Source organism: Paenibacillus aurantiacus (assembly GCF_042431225.1).
GTDB lineage: Bacteria > Bacillota > Bacilli > Paenibacillales > Paenibacillaceae > Paenibacillus_Z > Paenibacillus_Z aurantiacus.
Genome location: NZ_JBHMDO010000044.1, coordinates 206,528 through 228,028, shown reverse-complemented (window position 1 = coordinate 228,028; position 21,501 = coordinate 206,528). Strand labels below are relative to the sequence as shown.

At 56.4% G+C, this 21,501-nt stretch carries 19 protein-coding genes and 1 riboswitch; of the genes, 1 reads left to right on the top strand and 18 read right to left on the bottom strand.

The genetic code is table 11. From position 1 onward, the window contains the following. Positions 1–67 precede the first annotated feature (67 nt). Positions 68–315, bottom strand: a riboswitch (cobalamin riboswitch). 135 nt (positions 316–450) lie between these two features. The 6 genes from ACFFSY_RS27940 to ACFFSY_RS27915 form a co-directional block, all read right to left on the bottom strand. Further along, entirely contained in the window at positions 451–1,992 is a 1,542-nt protein-coding gene (locus ACFFSY_RS27940) for a PAS domain S-box protein (RefSeq protein ID WP_377500349.1), read from the bottom strand. 195 nt (positions 1,993–2,187) lie between these two features. Further along, entirely contained in the window at positions 2,188–4,383 is a 2,196-nt protein-coding gene (locus ACFFSY_RS27935; protein WP_377500347.1) for a heavy metal translocating P-type ATPase, read from the bottom strand. Between the two features lie 164 nt (positions 4,384–4,547). Further along, positions 4,548–4,859: a rhodanese-like domain-containing protein gene (locus ACFFSY_RS27930; protein WP_377500345.1), complete on the bottom strand. Its 312-nt coding sequence runs from the start codon at positions 4,857–4,859 to the stop codon at positions 4,548–4,550. Next, complete coding sequence (locus ACFFSY_RS27925; RefSeq protein WP_377500343.1) at positions 4,856–5,242, bottom strand: DnaJ family domain-containing protein; 387 nt, start codon at positions 5,240–5,242, stop codon at positions 4,856–4,858. Before ACFFSY_RS27925 ends, ACFFSY_RS27930 begins: the two co-directional genes overlap by 4 nt. 231 nt (positions 5,243–5,473) lie before the next feature. Beyond that, entirely contained in the window at positions 5,474–5,785 is a 312-nt protein-coding gene (locus ACFFSY_RS27920) for a YbjQ family protein (RefSeq protein WP_148928073.1), read from the bottom strand. A gap of 56 nt (positions 5,786–5,841) precedes the next feature. Next, positions 5,842–6,204, bottom strand: a complete 363-nt coding sequence (locus ACFFSY_RS27915; protein WP_377500341.1) for a DUF3889 domain-containing protein — start codon at positions 6,202–6,204, stop codon at positions 5,842–5,844. 163 nt (positions 6,205–6,367) lie between these two features. On the opposite strand from ACFFSY_RS27915, the gene ACFFSY_RS27910 reads away from it, so the two are divergent. After that, positions 6,368–7,591, top strand: a complete 1,224-nt coding sequence (locus ACFFSY_RS27910; RefSeq protein WP_377500339.1) for an MFS transporter — start codon at positions 6,368–6,370, stop codon at positions 7,589–7,591. A 442-nt stretch (positions 7,592–8,033) separates the two neighbouring features. Here ACFFSY_RS27910 and ACFFSY_RS27905 read toward each other — a convergent pair whose 3' ends face one another. The 12 genes from ACFFSY_RS27905 to ACFFSY_RS27850 all read right to left on the bottom strand — a co-directional run bounded on the left by ACFFSY_RS27905 (position 8,034) and on the right by ACFFSY_RS27850 (position 21,447). Continuing rightward, a complete protein-coding gene (locus tag ACFFSY_RS27905; protein ID WP_377500337.1) occupies positions 8,034–8,534 on the bottom strand; it encodes a YlbF/YmcA family competence regulator in 501 nt (166 codons plus the stop codon). An 18-nt stretch (positions 8,535–8,552) separates the two neighbouring features. After that, on the bottom strand, positions 8,553–10,148 hold the full coding sequence (gene miaB / locus ACFFSY_RS27900) for a tRNA (N6-isopentenyl adenosine(37)-C2)-methylthiotransferase MiaB (RefSeq protein WP_377500335.1): 1,596 nt from the start codon (positions 10,146–10,148) through the stop codon (positions 8,553–8,555). A gap of 254 nt (positions 10,149–10,402) precedes the next feature. After that, positions 10,403–10,972, bottom strand: coding sequence for a phosphate propanoyltransferase (gene pduL, locus ACFFSY_RS27895; RefSeq protein WP_377500333.1), 570 nt, complete (start codon positions 10,970–10,972; stop codon positions 10,403–10,405). Between the two features lie 201 nt (positions 10,973–11,173). Beyond that, on the bottom strand, positions 11,174–12,040 hold the full coding sequence (locus ACFFSY_RS27890) for a 2-oxoacid:ferredoxin oxidoreductase subunit beta (RefSeq protein WP_377500331.1): 867 nt from the start codon (positions 12,038–12,040) through the stop codon (positions 11,174–11,176). Continuing rightward, the gene (locus ACFFSY_RS27885) at positions 12,041–13,780 is read right to left on the bottom strand and encodes a 2-oxoacid:acceptor oxidoreductase subunit alpha (protein WP_377500329.1); all 1,740 of its coding nucleotides are present in this window, start codon (positions 13,778–13,780) and stop codon (positions 12,041–12,043) included. It abuts the gene before it with no gap. A gap of 183 nt (positions 13,781–13,963) precedes the next feature. Continuing rightward, on the bottom strand, positions 13,964–14,911 hold the full coding sequence (locus ACFFSY_RS27880) for a dipeptidase (RefSeq protein WP_377500327.1): 948 nt from the start codon (positions 14,909–14,911) through the stop codon (positions 13,964–13,966). A gap of 120 nt (positions 14,912–15,031) precedes the next feature. Next, the gene (locus ACFFSY_RS27875; protein WP_006286829.1) at positions 15,032–15,292 is read right to left on the bottom strand and encodes a stage V sporulation protein S; all 261 of its coding nucleotides are present in this window, start codon (positions 15,290–15,292) and stop codon (positions 15,032–15,034) included. Positions 15,293–15,448: 156 nt separating this feature from the next. Next, the gene (locus ACFFSY_RS27870; RefSeq protein ID WP_377500322.1) at positions 15,449–16,243 is read right to left on the bottom strand and encodes a TIGR00282 family metallophosphoesterase; all 795 of its coding nucleotides are present in this window, start codon (positions 16,241–16,243) and stop codon (positions 15,449–15,451) included. 99 nt (positions 16,244–16,342) lie between these two features. Continuing rightward, positions 16,343–17,884, bottom strand: a complete 1,542-nt coding sequence (gene rny / locus ACFFSY_RS27865) for a ribonuclease Y (RefSeq protein ID WP_377500320.1) — start codon at positions 17,882–17,884, stop codon at positions 16,343–16,345. A gap of 204 nt (positions 17,885–18,088) precedes the next feature. After that, complete coding sequence (locus ACFFSY_RS27860) at positions 18,089–18,790, bottom strand: RecX family transcriptional regulator (protein WP_377500318.1); 702 nt, start codon at positions 18,788–18,790, stop codon at positions 18,089–18,091. Between the two features lie 101 nt (positions 18,791–18,891). Further along, positions 18,892–19,950, bottom strand: coding sequence for a recombinase RecA (gene recA / locus ACFFSY_RS27855; RefSeq protein WP_377500316.1), 1,059 nt, complete (start codon positions 19,948–19,950; stop codon positions 18,892–18,894). Between the two features lie 243 nt (positions 19,951–20,193). Beyond that, positions 20,194–21,447 (bottom strand): competence/damage-inducible protein A, encoded by a 1,254-nt coding sequence (locus tag ACFFSY_RS27850; protein ID WP_377500314.1) that lies wholly within the window; start codon positions 21,445–21,447, stop codon positions 20,194–20,196. Between the last annotated feature and the right edge of the window lie 54 nt (positions 21,448–21,501).

Sequence of the window (21,501 nt, the reverse complement as noted above, 5' to 3'; positions counted from 1 at the left end):
AGGCAGCCGGCATGCACCGTATCGATCGTCTAATCCAAGCTCCAACACTTCCCCAAGTCCACGTGGGCAGCGTGCTATTGAACAGGCAGGTCTCCTGACTCGAAAGCTTGCGCGCTGCCGTCTTCCCGGTCCGCTAGGCGGCCAGTGACGTCGATAGGCTTCACGTTGTCCGCAGAACGGCCAATAGCCGTACGTTAGACGCTTCCTTACAGTGGCGGGTCCGTGCCGGCGTTGCACCGGTCTTCCCTTTTAACCTCCGCGTCGGACGCAACACTATGCATTCCTCGCTTCGGCACCTGTTCCAACATATGCAATTGTTCGACTGTAACTATATCACTCGGAGAAAAGGCTTGTCTACCCTTTTCGGCCGCGGACGGTTAACGAGCACGCCCCATGGCAAGAACCCCGCAGGCATTCAGCCTGCGGGGTCCCGATGACAACGCCTCTTGGTTATCCTTGACCTGCGCCCGCCGTTATCTTCGCCGTCTCGGCTGCTCGGCTTCCTGCGAGCGGAAGCACGACCGTTACCGTCGTCCCTAGTCCGCTCTCGCTGGCGAACGACATCTCGCCATGGTGTGCTTGAACGATGCGGTTACAGATCATAAGGCCAAGCCCGGTTCCGCTGCTCTTGGTCGTATAGAACGGTCCGCCGAGTTTGTCGATCAGCTCGATCGGGATGCCAACCCCCTGATCTTTGATCAGAATCGTCACCTCGCCGTCGCGCAGCGCGCGCAGCTCGATCTCAATCCGTCCGCCGGCCGGCATCGCCTCGATTGCGTTCTTGAGCAAGTTGATGAACACCTGCTTGATTTGATTCTCGTCGCAATAGATACTTGTCTCCCCCGCTTCGCTCATATTGAGGCAAAGCTCGACGTTGTTCATGATCGCCTGCGTCTCGAGCAGCGTCATGACCGCATGGAAGATGCGGATGAGGTCGTAATGGCCGAACAGCTGATTCGCCTGCGGCTTAGCCAGCGCCATGAATTCCTGGACGATCTCGTTGATCCGGTCCAGCTCCGCAAGCATAATATCGAAGTAATCGTGATGCTTGTCGAACTTCTTCTTCAGCAGCTGCGAGAATCCCTTGAGCGATGCGAGCGGATTGCGGATCTCATGCGCGATGCCTGCGGCCATCTGACCGGCGACCGACAGCTTCTCGGAGTTGACGAGCGCCTCCTCGGCCCTTTTGCGCTCCCGAATGTCCCGGTACACGGTCTGCACGACGATCCGTCGCCCCAAGAAATTGTGGATGCGAATGCTGGACGCTTCGACGTCGATCGTCTCCCCGTCCAGGCCGATCAACTTGCTCTCCACGAAGTCGAGCGGATCATCGGACTGCATGACCTTCGAGACACGCTCCGCGGCGGCTAAACGGTCGTCCGGGTGCACGAGCGAGCCTACGCATTGATACAGCAGCTGTTCCTGCGTATCCGCTCCCAGCAGCTTCATCGCCGCATTATTAATATAGATAATGGTTTCGCCGTCCTGCACGATGATCGGCTCCGGCAAATATTTGATCAGCCGCTGATAACGCACGTCATTCTCGGTAGAGAAATCATCTGCCTGCTTCATGCTTGTCGTATCCATGAGCGTTCCCATGAGCGCGGGCTTGCCTCGATAGGTGATCATGTCCGCCTGCGTCTCGAAGTAGAATACGCTCCCATCCTTTCGCAGTCCCCGAATCCACTGCATCGTACTCCGCTCGCCGCTCAGCCGTCTGCGGGTCTCTTCGCGGAATTTCGTCATGTCTTCCGGGTGTACGAGCTCAGGCGCGGTTAACTGCAGCATTTCTTGCCGAGTGTAGCCAAACATCTCCGCGAGCCGACCGTTCACGTAGAGCAGCCGATCGTCGCTCGCCAAGAATACGCCCGTCAAGTAATTGTCAACTAATCCGTTAATATTGCTAGTCAAAATCGCATGAGGACTAAATAGCCCTCGTTGTTTTAATTGGGCGGCTTGCTGTCCGTTAAAAAAAGTGACACGACTTCTCATCGTCCATCCTCCGCTGTTTTGGGCAACCATGTTTATTACCATTCGCTGCCTTCTTGCCGAAAACCTTCGGCCCTTTTGGCTTATTTTGCCGCCAACGGCCACCGAAAGGCCCACTCGCCCATGTCGATAATGTGCGATTGGCGTCAAACACGGGCGTTCCTTGGCGACATTGGTTTGCATGGCTTTTTGCCGCGCTTAATCCGCGATCTTTCGTAGCTGACGGTTCAGCCGCAAAGCGTTGCCGACAACGGACACGGAGCTGAATGCCATCGCGGTGCCCGCCATCCACGGCTCCAGCCCGCCGAATGCGGCGAAAGGAATGACGCAAGCGTTGTATACGAAGGCGAAACCCAAGTTCTGCCGGATATTGCGTAGGGTTAGCCGGCTAATCGCGACCGCGTCGGCGATGCCGGTCAGCCTCGCGCGGATGAGCGCCATATGACCGGCTGCGAGCGCCGCATCGGTCCCGTTGCCCATGGCGATACCGACGTCCGCTGCAGCCAGCGCCGGCGCGTCGTTCCAGCCGTCGCCCGCCATCGCGGCACGACGGTTCTCACGCCGCAGCCGCTCGATCAGCATTTGCTTATCGGCCGGCAGCAGCGAGGCGTACACCCGCTCGATCCCCGCTTCCTGGGCAGCCGCCCAAGCGGGAGCCGGATGGTCGCCGGTTGCGAGGATCGGCTCGATGCCGGCCTTCCTCAGCCGCTGCACGGCGTCACGCGAGGTGCGCTTGATCGGGTCCACGAACGCCAGCGCGCCTGCCGCTTGGCCGCCCACGTAGACATAGAGCACGCTGCGGCCCGCCTGCTCCGAACGCCGGGCGAATGCTTCGATCGCAGCGGTCGGCACAAGCCCGCGCTCTTCGGCGAACACGGCGCTGCCCACCTCCACGCGACGACCGTCCACGACGGCTTCGACGCCCTTGCCGGCAATCTCGCGGAATTGCCTCTCGGCCGGCAGTTCCACCCCGGCTGCAGCCGCTTGCTCGAGCAGCGCCTGCCCGAACGGATGCTTCGCGCCTTGCTCCGCGGATGCGGCATCGCGCAGAAGCGCCCGCTTCGTCATTCCCGGCGCGAGCTGCATATCGACAAGCTGCGGTCTCCCTTCCGTCAAGGTGCCCGTCTTATCCAGGACGACCGTATCGAGTCCCGCCAAACGCTCGAGCACGCCGGCTTCTTTCATGACGATGCCCCGGCGCGCCAATCGTCCCGACGCGATGACGAGCGAGATCGGCGCAGCTAGCCCAAGCGCGCACGGACATGCCGCAAGCAGCACCGCCAGCGCGTGAAGCGAGGCATTGCCGAGATTGCCCGGATCCAGGAAGAGGAGCCAGATGAGCAGCGTCGCGGTCGCGAGCAGCAGCATCGCGGGCACGAAGATGGCGGAGAGCGCATCGACCCGGCGGCCGATCGACGATTTGGACGATTGCGCCTGCCTGGTCAGAGCGGCGATCCGGCTTAACATGGTGCCGTCGCCCACCGCTTGCGCGCGGACCGCAATCTCGCCGCCGACGACGATCGTGCCGGCGAAGACGGCATCCCCCTCGCCTTTGGCAGCTGGCATACTCTCGCCCGTCAGGAAGGATTCGTCGACCGAAGCTTGCCCGCGCACAACGATGCCGTCGGCCGCGAGCGGCTGCCCTTGCTCGGGCAGCATCGTCTCGGAGACGCGCAGCTCCTGTACGGGTATTTTCACTCTCGAGCCGCCGCGCAGCACCCATGTCTCCGTCAGCTGGAGCCGGCCAAGATGAATCGCGGCCTGCAGCGCCCGGTCAGAAATCGCCGCTTCGAGCCACTTGCCGAGCAGCACCGCGGTGATGACGACCGCCGACGTCTCGAAATAGAGCGGCCAGCCCGCAAGCATGGCGTAGTAGCTGTATCCGAAGGCCGCCGTTGTCCCGACCGCAACCAGAACGTCCATATTGGCCGTCCGCTCGCGCAGCGCGTAATAGGCATTGAAGTAGAATGGCATTCCAATGCCGAACTGCACGACCGCCGCCAGCACGAACTGCAGCAGCGGCTCCTGCACGAAGGCGGGGATCGGCACGGCCGACAGCCATTCATAATGATGGAGCATCGCGACCAGAAGCGGCAAGGAGAGCACGACGGAGAGCAGCAGCCGCAGCAGCAGCTTATCCCGTTCCGCCCCATCGTCATCCGTGCCGTAAGGCGCTGCCCGGAACCCCAGCTCGCTGACGCGCTCGATTATCCGCTGCGGTTCGATTACGCCGCTCGCATAGCGTATGCTCCCGGATTTGCCCGCATAGTGAACGGACACGGCATCCACGCCGGCAAGCTTGCCGAGTCCCTTCTCGATTCTGGCGGCGCAAGCCGTGCAGCTCATCCCGTGAATGGCAATGTCGAGCACCGCGTGCGGGTGTTGCTCCTTCATCTACCTTTCCTCCTTCCCGGATCCATCCTAGTTACTTACTATATGGCGCAGCGCGTTCGGACATGACCGATTGATAGAGGACTTGTTGCATTAGAATTGCGGCGTAAACCAAAAAGGACGCATGCACGGTAATCCGTACACGCGTCCTTCTCCTTATGATCGACCTATTCGCCAGTGACGACGTCGCCGCTCCAAGCCAGCATGCCGCCTTGGATGTTGACCACGTTATAGCCTTGCGGCGCCAAATAGCTGCACACTTTGCCGCTGCGACCGCCGCTGCGGCATATGACGTAGATCGGCTGATCGTTCTTCTCGATCTCATCCAGCCGTTCCGTAAACTCGGAGAGCGGAATGAGCTTCGCTTCGGCGATATGGCCATCCTGCCATTCGTCCACCTCGCGCACGTCGATCAAATTCAGCTTCTCGCCCGCTTCCAGACGTTCACGCAGCTCCGCCGCCGTAATTTCCTGATTCACTGCCGGTCATCTCCTTCTAATTTGCCCTTGATCAAATGCTCGTATTGCGCGAAAGCGGCATTGTCGTATAGCCCTTTCGCTTCCGCCATCATGCGGTAACGCAGCCGTTTCTCATTCAGCTGACTGCGCACCGGTTCGCGCTCTTCTTCGCTTGTGCACAGCGCAAGCAGCTCCTGCAGCGATACGATCTCCTTGGTCAGCTGCATCTCGGGCGGCAAGTAGCCGGAATTGCGCAAGATCTTGTAGCTCATCCGCAGCTCTTCGGGAACATGCGACAGATCCTCCAGCATCAGCGGCTTGCCTTTGCCATCGAAATGCTCGAAATCTCCATTCTTCATGGCTTCCCTTATCCGTTCCTCCGCGATAAGCCGGAATATATCCATTCGGAAGGCCTCCTTCGATTCGCCAATCTAGCGCGCGCCGACTGCGGCTAACGTCCTCTTCATATGCATTGTAAACCCGGTCCTGCCGCGTGTCCAGTCGAAAAGCCGTGCAGCTTGGCCCCGCATGCGAGCGACTGAACAGATACGAAGAGAAGCTTGTCCGCAATCGCCGCGCCGCATAAAAAAACACCCGCCTCAATAGCGAGTGTTCCTGCTGCCCTGGTCTTGCGCCTACAAACGTACGGCCGTGCCGCTAACCGCAACCATCAGCATGCCGTCGCGAATGACTTCGTAATCGATGTCGATCCCGACGACCGCGTTCGCGCCGAGCCGTGACGCATGGCTGCCCATTTCGTTGAACGCAAGATCTCTTGCTTCCTTCAGCTTCGTCTCATAAGCGCCGGAGCGGCCGCCTACGATGTCGGTAATCGAGGCGAACAAGTCCCGGACGATGTTCGCCCCCATGATCGCTTCCCCGGTTACGACGCCGAGATAGTCTTGCACCGGACGCCCTTCAATTGTTGCCGTTGTCGAAAATAACATTTCCTATCCCTCCCAGGCCATAATAGCATACGATACGTGGGCGAACGGCTGCCGTTTCATACGATTCGGTAAATCGGCGGCCGCATGCCGCCAACCGACTTGCCATCCTCCGTGAATTGAAGCCGGATGACTTGCTCCGTTTGACGGTCGAACCAGATTTGAACGGTCACCTCGAATTGGCGGCGATCTTTGTTCAACGTCAGTTTGAACGTCTCCGATACGACGCCGTCCGAACCGATCTGGCGCCCCACATGCTTGTAATCCACGATGTCGGCGTGATAGCGCTTGAACGTCTCCTTCACCGCCATCCTGCCCCACTTGGCATAAGGCGGCTCCGCGCCGGCTGTCTCCGGCTGCACAATCCCCAGGACTAACCATAGCCCGGTTACGGCCAGTATCGCCCAACGATACGCGTTCATGCGCATCCCTCCTCCGATAGAACTCCTTGGTAGTTTGCCCCAATCCTTGTTGCGCATACCGCCATTCCAACCGTTCACGTTCAAAAAAGGATTGTCACGATTGCCGCCATCCGATACAGTTAGGGGGATTATCGCCCTTACATGGGAAGGAGAGGTGCGACACGTGCAAGCCCCATTATCACGGCTGGACGACCGTCCTGCGATTGCCGCCAGCCGCATGGACCATCTTGTCTTCATCGCCGTTACGCTGCTGTATTGGTCTACGCTCTACGTCTACGTACCGATTCTTCCGCCATTCCTGAGTGACCGCGGCTATTCGGGGGCCATCATTGGCGTCGTGCTTGGCAGTTATGGCTTCACGCAGCTGTTGATCCGTTTCCCGCTTGGGCTATACTCCGACAAGCTTCACAAGCGCAAGCCGTTCCTGCTGCTGGGCATGATATCCGGCGCGCTCAGCTGCCTGCTGTTCATGGTGCCGGGCTCCTGGGTATGGCCGCTGGCCGGCCGGATCATCTCCGGCGTGTGCGCATCTGTCTGGGCCGCCTTCACGGTTCTCTATGCAGCCTACTTTAGTTCGTCGGAATCCACGAAGGCGATGAGCAACATCAGCTTCATGACTGCCGCCGGCCAGCTCATCGGGATGATCCTCAGCGGCCAATTGGCCGGCGCGCGCGGCTGGAACGCGGCATTCGCCGCAGGCATCGGCTTTGGCATCGTCGGCTTGGCGCTGGCTTGCTTCGTCAAGGAACCGAAAGAAGGCGTGGAACGGGAACCGATCTCGCTTCATATGCTGCGCAGCGTCGTGCGCACGCGCTTGCTCGTGCACGTATCCGTTCTCTCGATTCTCGCCCATAGCGTTCTGTTCATCACGATGTTCGGCTTTACGCCGCTGCACGCGACGGCCCTCGGCGCCACGAAGAGCGAGTTGACCTGGATCGTCGTCGCGTTCATGGTTCCGCATGCGCTCACGACGTTCGTAACGGGGCGCTACCTGGCGCCCAAGTTCGGCATCTGGAACGTCATTGCCGCCGGATTCGCGCTGAGCGCCGTCTTCACGCTCGCGATTCCGCTCTCGGAGTCGCTCGGGATGTTAGCCGTCACCCAAGCGTTCAACGGTATCGCGCAAGGGCTGCATCTCCCGCTATTTCTGGCGCTGGTCCTTACGCCGTTCGAGACAGCCAAACGAGCGACGGCCATGGGCTTCTATCAAGCCGTATACAGCGCAGGCATGTTCGCCGGCCCGTTCGTCGCGGGCTTCATGAACGAGCAGTATGGCCTGGCGAGCGGGTTCTGGTTGGGTGGCGCGATCGCGCTGCTGTCGGTTGGGCTTACCTTATGGTGGAGGACGGCGCCAGCCGCCTCCGCCAATCGCACACTCTCCGGCTAGCCAGATGCGGTCGCTGACCACTCGCGCAAAAAGAGCGGCTTCTCCGATTCGTCACCTGACGCTCCGGGAAGCCGCTCTTCTCTTGTCATGCCTTACTTCGATTTTTTCTTCGCCGCCGAACGTCCTTGAAGCTCCGGACCGTTCGACGCCGGCTCTTTCTTCTGAGACCCGTTGTCGCTCATCGCCATTCCACTCCTTGCTTTTCGCTTCTTGGCTGCTATAAGCCTTCGTTAGGATCGGATACGGCCACCTCGTTTATTCGAAGGCGATATCCCCACTTTTTGCCGATCGCAAGCAGCAACCAAAAAAAAGCCGCCCCGGCTTCATCTTACGATGATGCCGGAACAGCTTAATTGTACTTCTCATCGGTCGGCCAATGGATGACCCCCAACCGGCCTACCGCTCGTATAAAGGTCGCTCGAATGAAACACGATGCACTAGTCTAGTCGCAATTCTCCGGCGCCTCTTGCTCGACGTCTTCCATGTTGATCTTCGTCGCCACCGTATCGCGGATGATCGAGACGACCGTCTGCAGCAGGTAGTTGATATCCGATTGGCTTTGCTGGAATTCTCCGATGATCGGGATGCCGTCCAGCTCGTCCTGGAGCTCGTCGATTTCCTTCTCGATCTTGGCGACCATCTCGGCATTCTTGAACGTGTTCTGGAACGCGACGAGTTCCTTCTGCTTCTTCTTGATCTGCGCGATCAAGCCTTGAATGCGCTCGTTGCCGTTAATCTGCTGCTCGGCGCGGCGGAATTGCTGCACTTCTTCCGCCGTGTAGAGCATCTCGGCCAGCTCTTTCGTCTTGGCCATGATATCCGCGCGCACGATGATATCCTCGGTGCGGAAGCTTGGCACGTTGCTCGTTGCATGTTCGTGTCCTTGAATATGGTCATGTCCACAGCCTGGCAGGGAGGCTGCAGTCGCTTGTTCGTTCGCCATTGTTGTCACTCTCCTCAATTATGAAACCGCGTCTTCCCTTATTGGTCCGCTCACGGGCTTAGCTTTAATATACCATGTCTGCGCGTCGGTCACTTCGACCTGAACGAATTCGCCGATCCACTCTTTCGGTCCTTCGAAATGGACGAGCTTGTTCGTCCGCGTGCGTCCGGCCAGTACGCTGGCATTGTTCTTGCTCTCGCCTTCGACGAGTACTTCCACGATCTGCCCTCTTAGCTTCTCGTAGCTCTCTCGGCTAAGCTCCGACAGCAGGTCGTTCAATCGGTACAGCCGTTCCTTCTTCACCTGCTCCGGTACGTTGTCTTCCATTCCCGCGGCTGGCGTGCCTTCGCGCGGCGAATAGATGAACGTATACGCCATGTCGAAGCCGACCTCCCGCACGAGCGACAGCGTATCTTCGAACTGCGCGTCCGTCTCGCCCGGGAACCCGACGATAATGTCGGAGGTCAGGACGACGTCCGGAATCGCCAGTTTGATTTTGCGCACCAGCTCCAGATACGTCTCGCGCGAATACTTCCGGCTCATCCGCTTGAGGATTTCCGTGCTGCCGGATTGCACCGGCAGGTGAATGTGCTCTACCAGGTTCCCGCGCTTGGCCAGCACGTCGATCAGATGATCGTCAAAATCGCGCGGGTGGCTCGTCGTGAACCGAATGCGCGGAATGTTGATTTTGCGGATATCGTCCATCAAATCGCCGAAGCGGTAATTGATATCCTCAAAATCTTTGCCGTACGCGTTCACGTTCTGGCCCAGCAGCGTAATCTCTTTGAACCCCTGACGCGCCAAATCGCGCACCTCGGCAATCACGTCTTCCGGACGGCGGCTTCGCTCCTTGCCGCGTGTGTATGGCACGATGCAGTATGTACAGAACTTGTCGCAGCCGTACATAATATTCACCCATGCCCGCATGCCCTCGCGTTTCTTCGGCATGTTCTCGATAATGTCGCCTTCCTTCGACCACACCTCGACGACAAGTTCTTTGCTGAACAAGGCGGTCTGAATCAGATGTGGCAGACGATGAATGTTATGCGTGCCGAAAATGATATCCACGAACGCATGCTTCTGCAGGATGCGCGCCACGACCGATTCTTCCTGCGACATGCAGCCGCATACGCCGAGAATCAAATCCGGGTTCTCCCGCTTCAGGTGCTTCAGATGGCCAAGCTCGCCGAACACCTTATCTTCGGCATTCTCTCGAATCGCGCACGTGTTCAGCAGGATGACATCCGCTTGTTTGCGGTCTTCGGTGGCCGTATAGCCCATTTGCTCGAACAAGCCTTTCATGACCTCCGTGTCATGCTCGTTCATCTGACAGCCGTACGTATAGATCAAATAATATTTATTGGCCCCGATCGTTCGCATCTCGTCCGGGATCGTATAGTCGTAATGAACCTGAATCTCTTCTTTGCCGCGTCTCTTCTCGTCTTTCAGGCTTGGCGCGGAATTGATCGTTATCTCCCTGCCGCTAACGCGGTAAGTCGTATGGCCGTCTTCTTCCTTTACCACTTTGGCGCCCGTAAAATCGAAGTATTTCGCGTAATCCTTCTCGCTCTTGACGGATTTCAAGTCCGGAGAGCCGTTGTTCTCCTGCTTCATCTGAGCTTCACTTCCTTTGGCACGCGGCGCAACTGCCCGCAAGTTCGTCTCTGTCCGATTGGAAAGGATTGCAACGCAATCCAATACGATATTATAGCATTATCGCATTTACATATCCAACCGAAAATATGAACGATCGCCGTAAAAACTCGTTGATGATCGGTTATGCAATGCCACCTTGGACTAAAAAAAGACAAAGCTCCCTACTCTGCCGGTCGGCAAAAGAGGGAGCTCCCTAATTCTATAGTTATCCGTTAACCGATAATCTCGGCCATGTCGCCCGTCTTGGCGCCAGCCGCGTTCGCTTCATCCGTATCGATATGCAGATCGAGCGCAAACTCTGGGGATACGCGCGCAATAACGTTCTCCAGCACGAGACCGCGTTCGCCTTGCAGGCGAACTGTCAGGCGCTGCTTGTCCGCAATGCCGAAGCGCTCCGCATCGTCCGTGTGGAAATGAATGTGGCGTGCTGCCACGATAACGCCTTCTGCGATCGTCACTTCTCCGGCCGGTCCTTTGATCGTGATGCCGGGCGTGCCTTCGATATTGCCGGATTCGCGCACGGGCGGGTTAATGCCCAGCGCGAACGCATCGGTGCGCGATACTTCCAGCTGCGTCGCTTTGCGAGCCGGTCCGAGAATGCGAACCTTCGGGAACGTGCCCTTCGGTCCGATGACGGCCACTTGCTCATTCGCCGCGTATTGGCCTGGTTGGGACAGCGGCTTCATCTCCGTTAATTGCGCGCCTTCGCCGAAGAGCACCTCCACGTGCTCCTGCGAGAGGTGAATGTGTCTGGCGGATACGCCTACAGGTACGAGTTTCATTCCATTCATCTTCCTTTCCAATCCATTGTCCGTACTTTAACTGTGTCCAAACTAAGGTGAAACGGCTGCCGCCGTCTGTTGCGGCGCGGCGCGTTACATTCCGGAGAAATACAAGATGGTTGATATGCGTGAAACCTATAAACCCTTGTATTTACATCAAAAGGCATACGGCCCAATCGGCCCGTATGCCCCTGGCGAGTCTTATTTAAACTCAGCAAGCAGTTTCTCAAACTGATCCTGCGACAGTTGGATGTCTTGATTAGCCAAGCCTTGCTCCTGGAAGCCGGCGACGAGATTCTCATACGATTGACGTTCCGTGTTCTGATAGATCAATCCTGTAAGCATGCCGTTCGTTTCCATAATCTTGTTCATCGCGGCCATCCGGTTCGTTGGATCGTAGTCCGGGAACTGATCCAGGTTGACGATGTTCTCTTTGAACCAGTCGTACGTATTTACTTTGTTGAATGTCACGCAAGGGCTGAACACGTTGATCAGCGAGAAACCTTTGTGGTTCAAGCCCGCTTCGATCAGCGCCGTCAGCTGCTTCAAGTCGCTCGAGAACGACTGCGCGACGAATGTTGCGCCAGCGGACATCGCGATCTCGAGCGGCGATAGCGTCGTCTCGATCGAGCCCTCCGGCGTAGACTTCGTCTTGAAGCCTTCGGCGCTCCGAGGAGACGTCTGGCCCTTGGTTAATCCGTAAATTTGATTATCCATGACGATATACGTAATGTCAAGGTTGCGGCGGATCGCATGGACAGTGTGGCCCATGCCGATCGCGAAGCCGTCGCCGTCGCCGCCCGATGCAATGACGGTCAACTCGCGGTTCGCAAGCTTGACGCCCTGCGCGATCGGAAGCGCGCGGCCGTGAATGCCGTGCAAGCCGTATGCGTTAATATAGCCGGAGATCCTCCCCGAGCAGCCAATACCCGAAATAACGGCAAGCTGTTCCGGCTCAAGACCGACGTTCGCCGCCGCCCGTTGAATCGCCGCTTGCACGGAGAAGTCGCCGCACCCTGGACACCAGTTCGGCTTGACGTTGTTGCGAAACTCTTTAAATGTAGCCATCTAGTTCAACTCCTTGCAAGCTTTGTACACTTCGGAAGGCAGGAACGGATTGCCGTCGTACTTCAGCACGCTTTCGATTTTGTCCGCTCCGCCCGCATACAGCTTCACTTGCGCCGCCAGCTGCGCCGTCGCGTTGTTCTCTAGAATAACGACCTTCTTCGCTTTGTCCAGCTCGGCTTTGACGATGTCGGCCGGGAACGGATGGACTTGACGGATCGTGATATGGTTGGTTGTAATTCCTTCTTCCGCAAGACGGAGTCGAGCTTCATCGATCGTACCGCCCGTGGAGCCCATGCCTATGATAAGCAGATCGGCTGCCGAATTCGGCGAATCCGCGCGGACCGCGTCGCGAATGACGAGACCATCAAGCTTCGTCAGACGCTTATCCATCATGCGCTGACGGTTACCTGCGTTCTCCGATGGACGTCCCGTCTCGTCGTGCTCAACGCCTGTTACGTGGTGAATAGCATATTTGTCGCCCGGAATGACGCGTGGCGATACGCCATCGGCCGTCAACTCATAGCGCTTGAACAGCTGATTCTGCTCGAGTTCAGGCAATTCGCTCTCGCGAACCAGCTTCCCGCGGTTGATCGCGATTGTGTCCAGGCTCAGCTCTTCGCAGGACTGTTTGCCCAAGGACAGCTGAAGGTCGGTCATGACGATGACCGGCACTTGGTACTGCTCGGAAAGGTTGAACGCTTCGATCATATCGTAGAAGCAGTCTTCAATCGAGGCAGGCGCGATGACGATCTTCGGAATCTCGCCGTGCGTGCCGTACACCATCGCGTTCAAGTCGGACTGCTCCTGCTTCGTCGGTAGACCGGTGGACGGACCCCCGCGCTGCGTATTCACGATGACCAGAGGCGTCTCCGTCATGCCGGCCAAGCCAATCGCCTCCATCATGAGAGACAAACCAGGACCCGCCGATGCCGTCATCGTGCGCACGCCCGCGTAGTTCGCGCCAATCGCCATGGTAACCGCCGCGATCTCGTCTTCCGTCTGGACAACGGTGCCGCCGAACTTCGGCAGCTTCTTAATGAGATATTCCATAATTTCGGATGCCGGCGTTATCGGATACGCGGACATGAGACGGCAGCCAGCCGCGATCGAACCGAGACCGATTGCTTCGTTGCCGATCATGAACAGCTTCTGTTTGCCGTCCGCTTCGTCAAGCTTGAAGGCATCGAGCGGTCCGCCAGCCTGCTCCAAGACGAATTCCGCGCCGCGTTTGACCGCTTCGACGTTCTTCTCGACGATCGCAGCGCCTTTGCGTCCGAACTCCTCTTCCACCGCCTTGTTGAACACCTCGAGCGGCAGTCCGAGCAGCGCCCACGATGCGCCCGATGCAACCATGTTCTTCATGAGCGAAGTGCCGAGTTCTTCGGCGATCTTCGTAATGGGTACCGCGAACAGCTGAGCGTTCACCGACTCTGGAAGAACGGGATTGAATTTCGCGTCCGCGACGACAACCCCGCCCGGACGAAGTTCATGCGCATTAAGATCGATGCTCTCTTGGTCGAAAGCGACCAGGATATCCAGGTCGTCGGAAATCGCGCGGATCGGCTGCGTGCTGATTCGGATTTTGTTATTCGTATGACCGCCTTTGATGCGGGACGAAAAATGACGATAGCCGTACAGATAATAACCGAGCCGGTTAAGCGCGGTCGAGAAAATACGGTCCGTACTCTCTACGCCTTCCCCTTGTTGTCCCCCGATCTTCCAAGACAGTTGACTGATCAATTAAAACATCTCCTCTTATTTGAACATACATATTAGGAATGTAGGCCATCATGTTTGGTGCATTTGTAAACAAAACAATATCTAAATTCTATGACTGCATCTGTTAAAAAGCAAGGGATTATGCAATTTTATATATAACAGTTTTCAATCGAATTCATATCGGAACGTGATAATTCTTGACGCTTAGTTCGCCTCCGGGAGATGCCGCTGCAACAAGCGGAATGCGTTATCCTTGAGGAAACCGGCGACTGTATCGTCCCTATACAATTTATGAAGCGCTTCCCTGAATCTGTACAGCTCGCCAGGGTGCGCCAGACCGGTTACGTGCGTATCGATGCCGTCGAAATCCGATCCTAGCATAATATGCGACTCTCCCCCCAATTCGCACATATGTTCAATGTGCCGCACGCAATCGTCCACCGTAGCCTTCCCGTCTTGGACGATAAACTGAGGCACGTATGTAATCCCGATCCTTCCATCCATCGCAATAAGGGCGCGGATTTGCTCGTCCGTCAAATTGCGTGGATGGTCACACAACGCCTTTGCATTCGAATGCGAAGCAATCAGCGGCTCGGCTGTCGCATCGGCCATGTCCCAGAACGATTTCTCGCTCAAATGCGACACATCCAGTAGGATGCCCAACCGATTGCATTCCCGAACGAACTCCATCCCTTTCCTCGTCAAGCCGCCACCCCTGGATTCCGTCGCGCCATCCGCGCCCCAGTTTGCGTTGTTCCACGTCAGTCCGCATGCTCGAACGCCCAGCCTGTACAGCATTCGCAGCATCGCCATATCGCCTTGCAGGCCGTCGGCGCCTTCGAGCGATAACAGCGCTCCGATGCGTCCGGACTGCTCCGCTTTCTCCAAATCCTGCTTCGTCTGGATGAGCATCATATTGGGCGCCGCCACTACTTTAGCGTAGAATAGATCGATGCTCTTCAAGATCGGCTCCATCGTTTTGGGCATCGTGCTGGATATGAAAATCGCGAACGTTTGCAGCCCCGCGCCGGCTTCGCGCAGCCTAGGCAGCGTGACGTCCAATTTTCCCGAAGTATCATGTTCGAACGAAAGCGTTTCGTCATCCAACAGTTTCCACAATACATCGCAGTGGAAATCTATGCTTCTTCCCATATCCGCCATCTTCTCCAGCTCCTTCGCTATTCATCTCCCCGCAGCCCTACATGCAAAGCAAAAAACCTGTCTACGGGGTAAACAGGTTCCATCGGAACACTCCTTATATAGGCAGCACCGCTATCTCGGCTCGACGATGAGCTTAATGGCGGTGCGGTCTTCTCCATCTATGACAATGTCGGTAAAAGCTGGGATGCAAATTAAATCGACGCCGCTTGGCGCCACGAATCCGCGAGCGATGGCAACTGCCTTAATGGCTTGATTCAACGCACCAGCCCCGATTGCCTGCAATTCAGCCGCGCCGCGTTCACGAAGAACGCCCGCCAGCGCTCCTGCTACGGAATTTGGATTGGACTTTGCTGAAACTTTTAAAACTTCCATGAAAAAGTACCTCCTCGGGAAAGATGGATGAATACCACTATTTAGATAGTATTCGAGAGAAGCAATAAAATTCCTTCTTTCTTCCCGGGAGTTCGCAAAGTCTTCCGAATTGCGAGAATTTTCATATATTCATTGCCGAGTTGCTATAGCCCGCGCTTACATCATCATTAGGTCGGTCTCGGTCAGCCGGATTTTCTGAATCCGCTTCGCCCTGCCCGTCGCCTCGTCCATATCGACGAGCACCGCGTGAAAATGCCAATCACCTTCATCCACCACGAACCGTACCGGCAGCTGCGTCTTGAACTTATGCAGCACCGCCGTCCGCTCCATACCCAGCACGCCGTTCATCGGTCCGCACATGCCCACGTCAGTCAGATACGCTGTGCCTTCAGGTAAAATGCGGTCATCGTTCGTCTGGACATGGGTATGCGTGCCGACGACCAACGAGGCGCGGCCGTCCAAATGCCATCCCATCGCGATCTTCTCGGATGTCGCCTCCGCATGAAAATCGACTAGTATACACTTGGTTCTCGGCCGCAGCTCTTCGATCAGCTCATCTACCTTCGCGAACGGGCAATCGATCGCCGGAAGGAACGTTCGACCCTGTAAGTTAACGATGGCGAGCTCTTTGCCGTTTGCTTTAATAACGGCAGCGCCTTGTCCGGGTGCGCCTGACGGGAAATTCGCCGGGCGTACCAGCCGTGGCTGCTCGTCGATCCATTCGAATATGTCTTTGTTATCCCACGTATGGTTGCCCATCGTAATGCCATGCACGCCCGCATCCAGCAGCTCCTTCACGATCGCCGCCGTAATGCCTCGGCCTGCAGCCGCGTTCTCGCCGTTGGCGATAATGATATGCGGGTTATACTTGGATTTCAGTGCAGGGAGCACCTTCTTCACGGCTGCCCGGCCCACACTGCCCACGATGTCCCCGATAAATAACACGTTCATGCTTCGTACCTCGCCCTCGTCTGCTCTTTCAATCTTCCCCAAAAAATCCGAAAAGTGGCTGCATCGGCAGCCACTTTCAGCAAATTCATGCCTATTCGATTACTTCGCGTATTCGACCGCGCGCGTCTCCCGAATAACCGTTACCTTGATATGACCAGGGTAATCGAGTTCGCTTTCGATCTTCTTCGTAATATCGCGCGCCAGTCGGAAGGCATCGGTGTCGTCGATTTTGTCCGGCTGCACCATGACGCGAACTTCGCGTCCAGCTTGGATCGCGTACGATTTCTCTACGCCGTCGAACGATTCCGTAATATCTTCCAGCTTCTCCAGCCGCTTGATATACGTCTCCAACGTCTCTCTTCTCGCACCCGGACGGGCTGCCGACAAGGCGTCCGCCGCGCCAACGAGCATCGCGATGACCGAAGTCGCTTCGCAATCGCCGTGGTGGGATGCGATACTGTTAATGACGACTGGATGTTCTTTGTATTTCTTCGCAAGCTCGACGCCAATCTCGACGTGAGAGCCTTCCACTTCATGGTCAAGCGCTTTGCCGATATCGTGCAGCAGACCTGCACGCTTCGCGAGCGTTATGTCTTCGCCAAGCTCAGCCGCCATAAGTCCGGTCAGATAAGCGACCTCCATGGAATGCTTGAGCACGTTCTGACCGTAGCTTGTCCGATAGCGCAGTCGGCCGAGGATCTTGATCAGATCCGGATGCAAGCCGTGAACGCCGACTTCAAATGTAGCTTGCTCGCCATATTCGCGAATACGCTCGTCCACTTCGCGACGGGATTTCTCCACCATCTCTTCGATGCGAGCCGGGTGGATCCGGCCGTCCGCGACGAGTTTCTCCAACGATGTACGGGCAATCTCGCGACGAATCGGATCAAAACCGGACAAGATGACCGCTTCCGGTGTATCGTCAATGATGAGATCGATACCGGTCAACGTTTCCAATGCGCGAATATTACGGCCTTCGCGGCCAATAATGCGGCCTTTCATTTCTTCGTTCGGCAGTGCTACGACCGATACGGTCGTCTCCGCCACATGGTCAGCCGCACAGCGTTGAATAGCCAGCGAGATAATATCGCGCGCTTTTTTGTCCGCTTCTTCTTTCGCCTGCGATTCGATTTCCTTGATCATTTGAGCCGTCTCGTGACGCACTTCCTGCTCCACGCTCTGGAGAATGATCGTCTTGGCTTCTTCCATCGTCAGGTTCGAGATGCGCTCCAATTCGCTTACTTGCTGCTTGTAGAGTGAATCGATTGTCTCTTGTGTCTCTTCGATCCGCTTCTCTTTGTTGGCGACTAGTTCTTCTTTGCGTTCCAGTGCTTCTATTTTCTTATCCAGCGACTCTTCTTTCTGTACGAGCCGTCGCTCTTGACGCTGTACCTCGTTACGACGTTCGCGAATGTCTCTTTCGGCCTCGGTACGGAGCTTATGGACTTCGTCTTTCGCTTCGAGGACCGTTTCTTTCTTCAGCGCTTCCGCATCTTTGCGCGCGTTGTCAACGATTTGACCGGCGGCATGCTCAGCGCTTGAAATCTTGGCCTCGGCGAGTAACTTCCGAATATAATAGCCTAGTCCAAAGAAAATCAAGCCAACAAGGAGAATGATCAGAAGCCAGATCCAGGTTGCCATATCTTTCTCACCTCCTCATTGCACCACCAAGGCAAACGCCCGGGTAAGTTATTTGGTTTTCGTTTGTGTTACGGTACTAGCCGGTTTTCATCCCGCTTCAACAATCATGTTTGGTGACGAAAATGATCGCTTTCGAATCAACTTTTGGAAGGAAAATTGATTCATGATAAAGGAATACAACATTCATTTTATCTGTTGATAAAATCAATTGTCAAGCATGTCAGGTTCATCCTCAACTTCGTCCTGCTGAATCGCCTGCCGCACCGCTTCCTTCACGACGCTGCCTGGAAATCCTCTGCGAAGCAAATAACCCATTAGCTTATGCCTCCGCTCTCGCGGCTCCCCTTTAATGTAAGGCCATTTCTTGATTGCGGCCCGTACGGCCACGGCTGTCTCTTCATCCTCGTCGAGCTCGTCCGTCGCTTCCTTGGCCGTCTCCTTCGTGATCCCTCGCATGCGCAGCTCCTGACGCAGCAGCAGCCTTCCTTTCGCCTGGCCGCGCAGCCGAGAAGCGGCAAAACGGCTCGCATAGTCGGCGTCATCCACTAGTCGCTCTTGCGTAAGTCTGGCGATCGCTTGCTCTGCCGCCTGCTCGTCGATCCCTTTGCGTGCCAAATACTGGGCCATCTCCTTATGTGTTCTCGGCCGGTAGCCCAAATATTGAATGCCCAGCGCATACGCACGGTGCTTCGTATCTTCTTCGGCGATCTGTTTCAGCTCATCCGGATGAATCTCCCGCCCCTTGAACAGACGGAACTTGATCATGATATCCTCGTGAACGCTGATGAACGGTTCATCCTGGTTTCCGTTCACGAATACGTTATACCGGTACTTCTCCTTACGAATCTGCTCGACGGATGTAATCCGGACCGTCTCCGTGCTTTCCACGTGCTCCTGTTCGTTCACTGCACACTTGCCTCCTTAATATGCCAAAAGCAGAACAAGGCGCTATGCGGGCCCTGTTCTGCTCCATATCCGGTCTTATGATAAGCTGGCGCTTCGGACGCTTACAGTTCGAGCTCCAGCTCGTCCTCATCCTCGTCATCCGTGCTGAAGCCGCCGGCGTCGAGCGCTGCTGCTGCCGCCAGATTGCTCGCTTCCCGAATTTGCTTCTCGATGACGCTCGAGATGTCTTTATGATCCTTCAAAAATTGCTTCGCGTTCTCACGGCCTTGGCCCAGACGCTCACCGTTAAAGGAGAACCAAGCACCGCTCTTCTGAACGATGTCCATTTCGACGCCGATGTCGATGATACTGCCTTCTTTGGAGATGCCTTCACCATACATGATGTCGACTTCCGCTTGTTTGAACGGAGGTGCCACTTTGTTCTTGACAACCTTAATGCGGGTACGGTTACCGACCATGTCGTTGCCTTGTTTGATCGTCTCTACGCGACGAACGTCAAGACGTACGCTGGAGTAGAACTTGAGTGCGCGTCCGCCTGGCGTCGTCTCAGGATTGCCGAACATAACGCCGACTTTCTCGCGAAGCTGGTTGATGAAGATCGCAATCGTCTTCGATTTGCTGATCGCGCCGGACAGCTTGCGGAGTGCCTGGGACATCAGACGGGCTTGCAGACCTACGTGCGAATCGCCCATCTCTCCTTCGATCTCGGCCTTCGGCACGAGTGCGGCGACAGAGTCAACAACGATAATGTCGACTGCGCCGCTGCGAACGAGCGCTTCCGCGATCTCGAGGGCTTGCTCACCTGTATCCGGCTGAGAAAGCAGCAGCTCGTCGATGTTAACACCAAGCTTGCTCGCGTACAACGGGTCGAGCGCATGCTCCGCGTCGATAAATGCGGCTTGTCCACCGGAACGCTGCACTTCGGCAATCGCGTGCAGGGCAACCGTCGTCTTACCGGAAGATTCCGGTCCGTAGATTTCAATAATGCGGCCTCTTGGGAATCCGCCGATTCCAAGGGCAATATCTAATGCCAGGGAACCACTAGAAACTGTTTCAACAGTCATGTTCGCGGATTCGCCAAGCTTCATAATAGAACCTTTACCAAACTGTTTCTCGATTTGACGCAAAGCCATCTCGAGCGCTGCGCGACGATCTGACAACGCATTCACACCCTTTTCGATTGATAGTTTCATGATACCTTGTTTCGTTCCCGATTACAATACTTTTTACGAACATATATTCTTATTTTTTTCTTCCAGACGGCGAAGGCAAAAAAAAACCGCGGCAAAGTATTCTTCGCCACGGTTCTTCCGTCAGTTACTGTCGATTATAGAGTAAACTCGCACAGCGGACAAGCGAATATCGTCAGTTGTCACAAGTTTGCCATAGTTCAGCTGTAATTTCTATTCCGATTCCTTAAGCAGCTGCCATAAACGGTATAATGCCGACTTCGCCGCGCGGGTACGGATTATGCTCCTGTTCCCGCTTAAATGCGCCGTGTGCACAATCGTCTGTTTCCCCCGTCTCGCTAGGCCGAAATAGACGAGCCCTACAGGCTTGCCTTCCGACTCCGACGGTCCCGCCACGCCGGTTAGCGAGATGCCGTAATCACTATCCGTCAGCTCTCTGACCCGCTCCGCCATGAGCGATGCCGTGGATTCACTGATCGCACCGGGCGCGCCCTCCCCTTCAAGCTGCGACATGGGAATACCGAGCAGCCGATGCTTCATTTCGTTCGTATAGGTGACGACCCCGCCGACGAATTCGCCGCTGCTGCCTGGAATATTCGTAATCAGCTCCGCGAACAGTCCCCCGGTCAAGCTCTCGGCGCTAGCCAGCTTATAGCGCGACAAGCGCAGCAGGCGCACGATCGCTTCCTCGAGCGGGATATCCTCGCGCGCAAACAAATATTGACCTACGCGCTCCGCGATCGTCTTCTCCACCACATTCAGCCTCGCCGCCGCTTCCGCCTCCGTCAGCGCTTTGGTGGAAATGCGAATCGCAACTTCTCCCTCCTTGGCATAAGGCGCGATGGTCGGGTCCGTCTGGCCGTCGATCAGGTCGATCAAAGCTGCTTCCAAACTCGATTCGCCAATCCCGGCAAACTTCAAAGTGCGCGAGAATAACCGCCGATCCTCCCCTAAGACCGATCTTAGCCACGCTTTGCCGGGTCCGTCGAACATCGGCTTCATTTCGCGCGGCGGGCCGGGCAGCAGCAAATAGTGCGTGCCATCCGCGGTCATCGCGTTGCCGACGGCAAGCCCCGCCTCGTTCGCAAGCGGCGTGCTGCCGACGATCGAGTTCGCCTGGCGCCGGTTGCTCTCCACCATATGGATGCCGCGCGCAGCGAAGAACTGCTCGATTTTGTCCATCGACGGACCATGAAGCTCGATCTCCGCCTTTAAATACTTCGCCAATGCATCCTTCGTTAAATCGTCTTGCGTCGGACCCAGCCCGCCCGTGAAAACGATGAGATCGGCGCGGCCGCGAGCCAGCTCGATCGCTTGGCGGATACGTCCTTCATTGTCGCCGACGACCGTTTGGAAATAAACGTCGATCCCGAGCTCCGCAAGTCCTTGGGAGAGGTAGGTCGCGTTCGTGTTCACCGTCTGGCCAAGCAGCAGCTCTGTGCCAACCGCTATAATTTCTGCGCGCATTCCGCATCGCTCCATTCCTAATATGATGAAAGCACCACCCCTTCGCATGGAAGA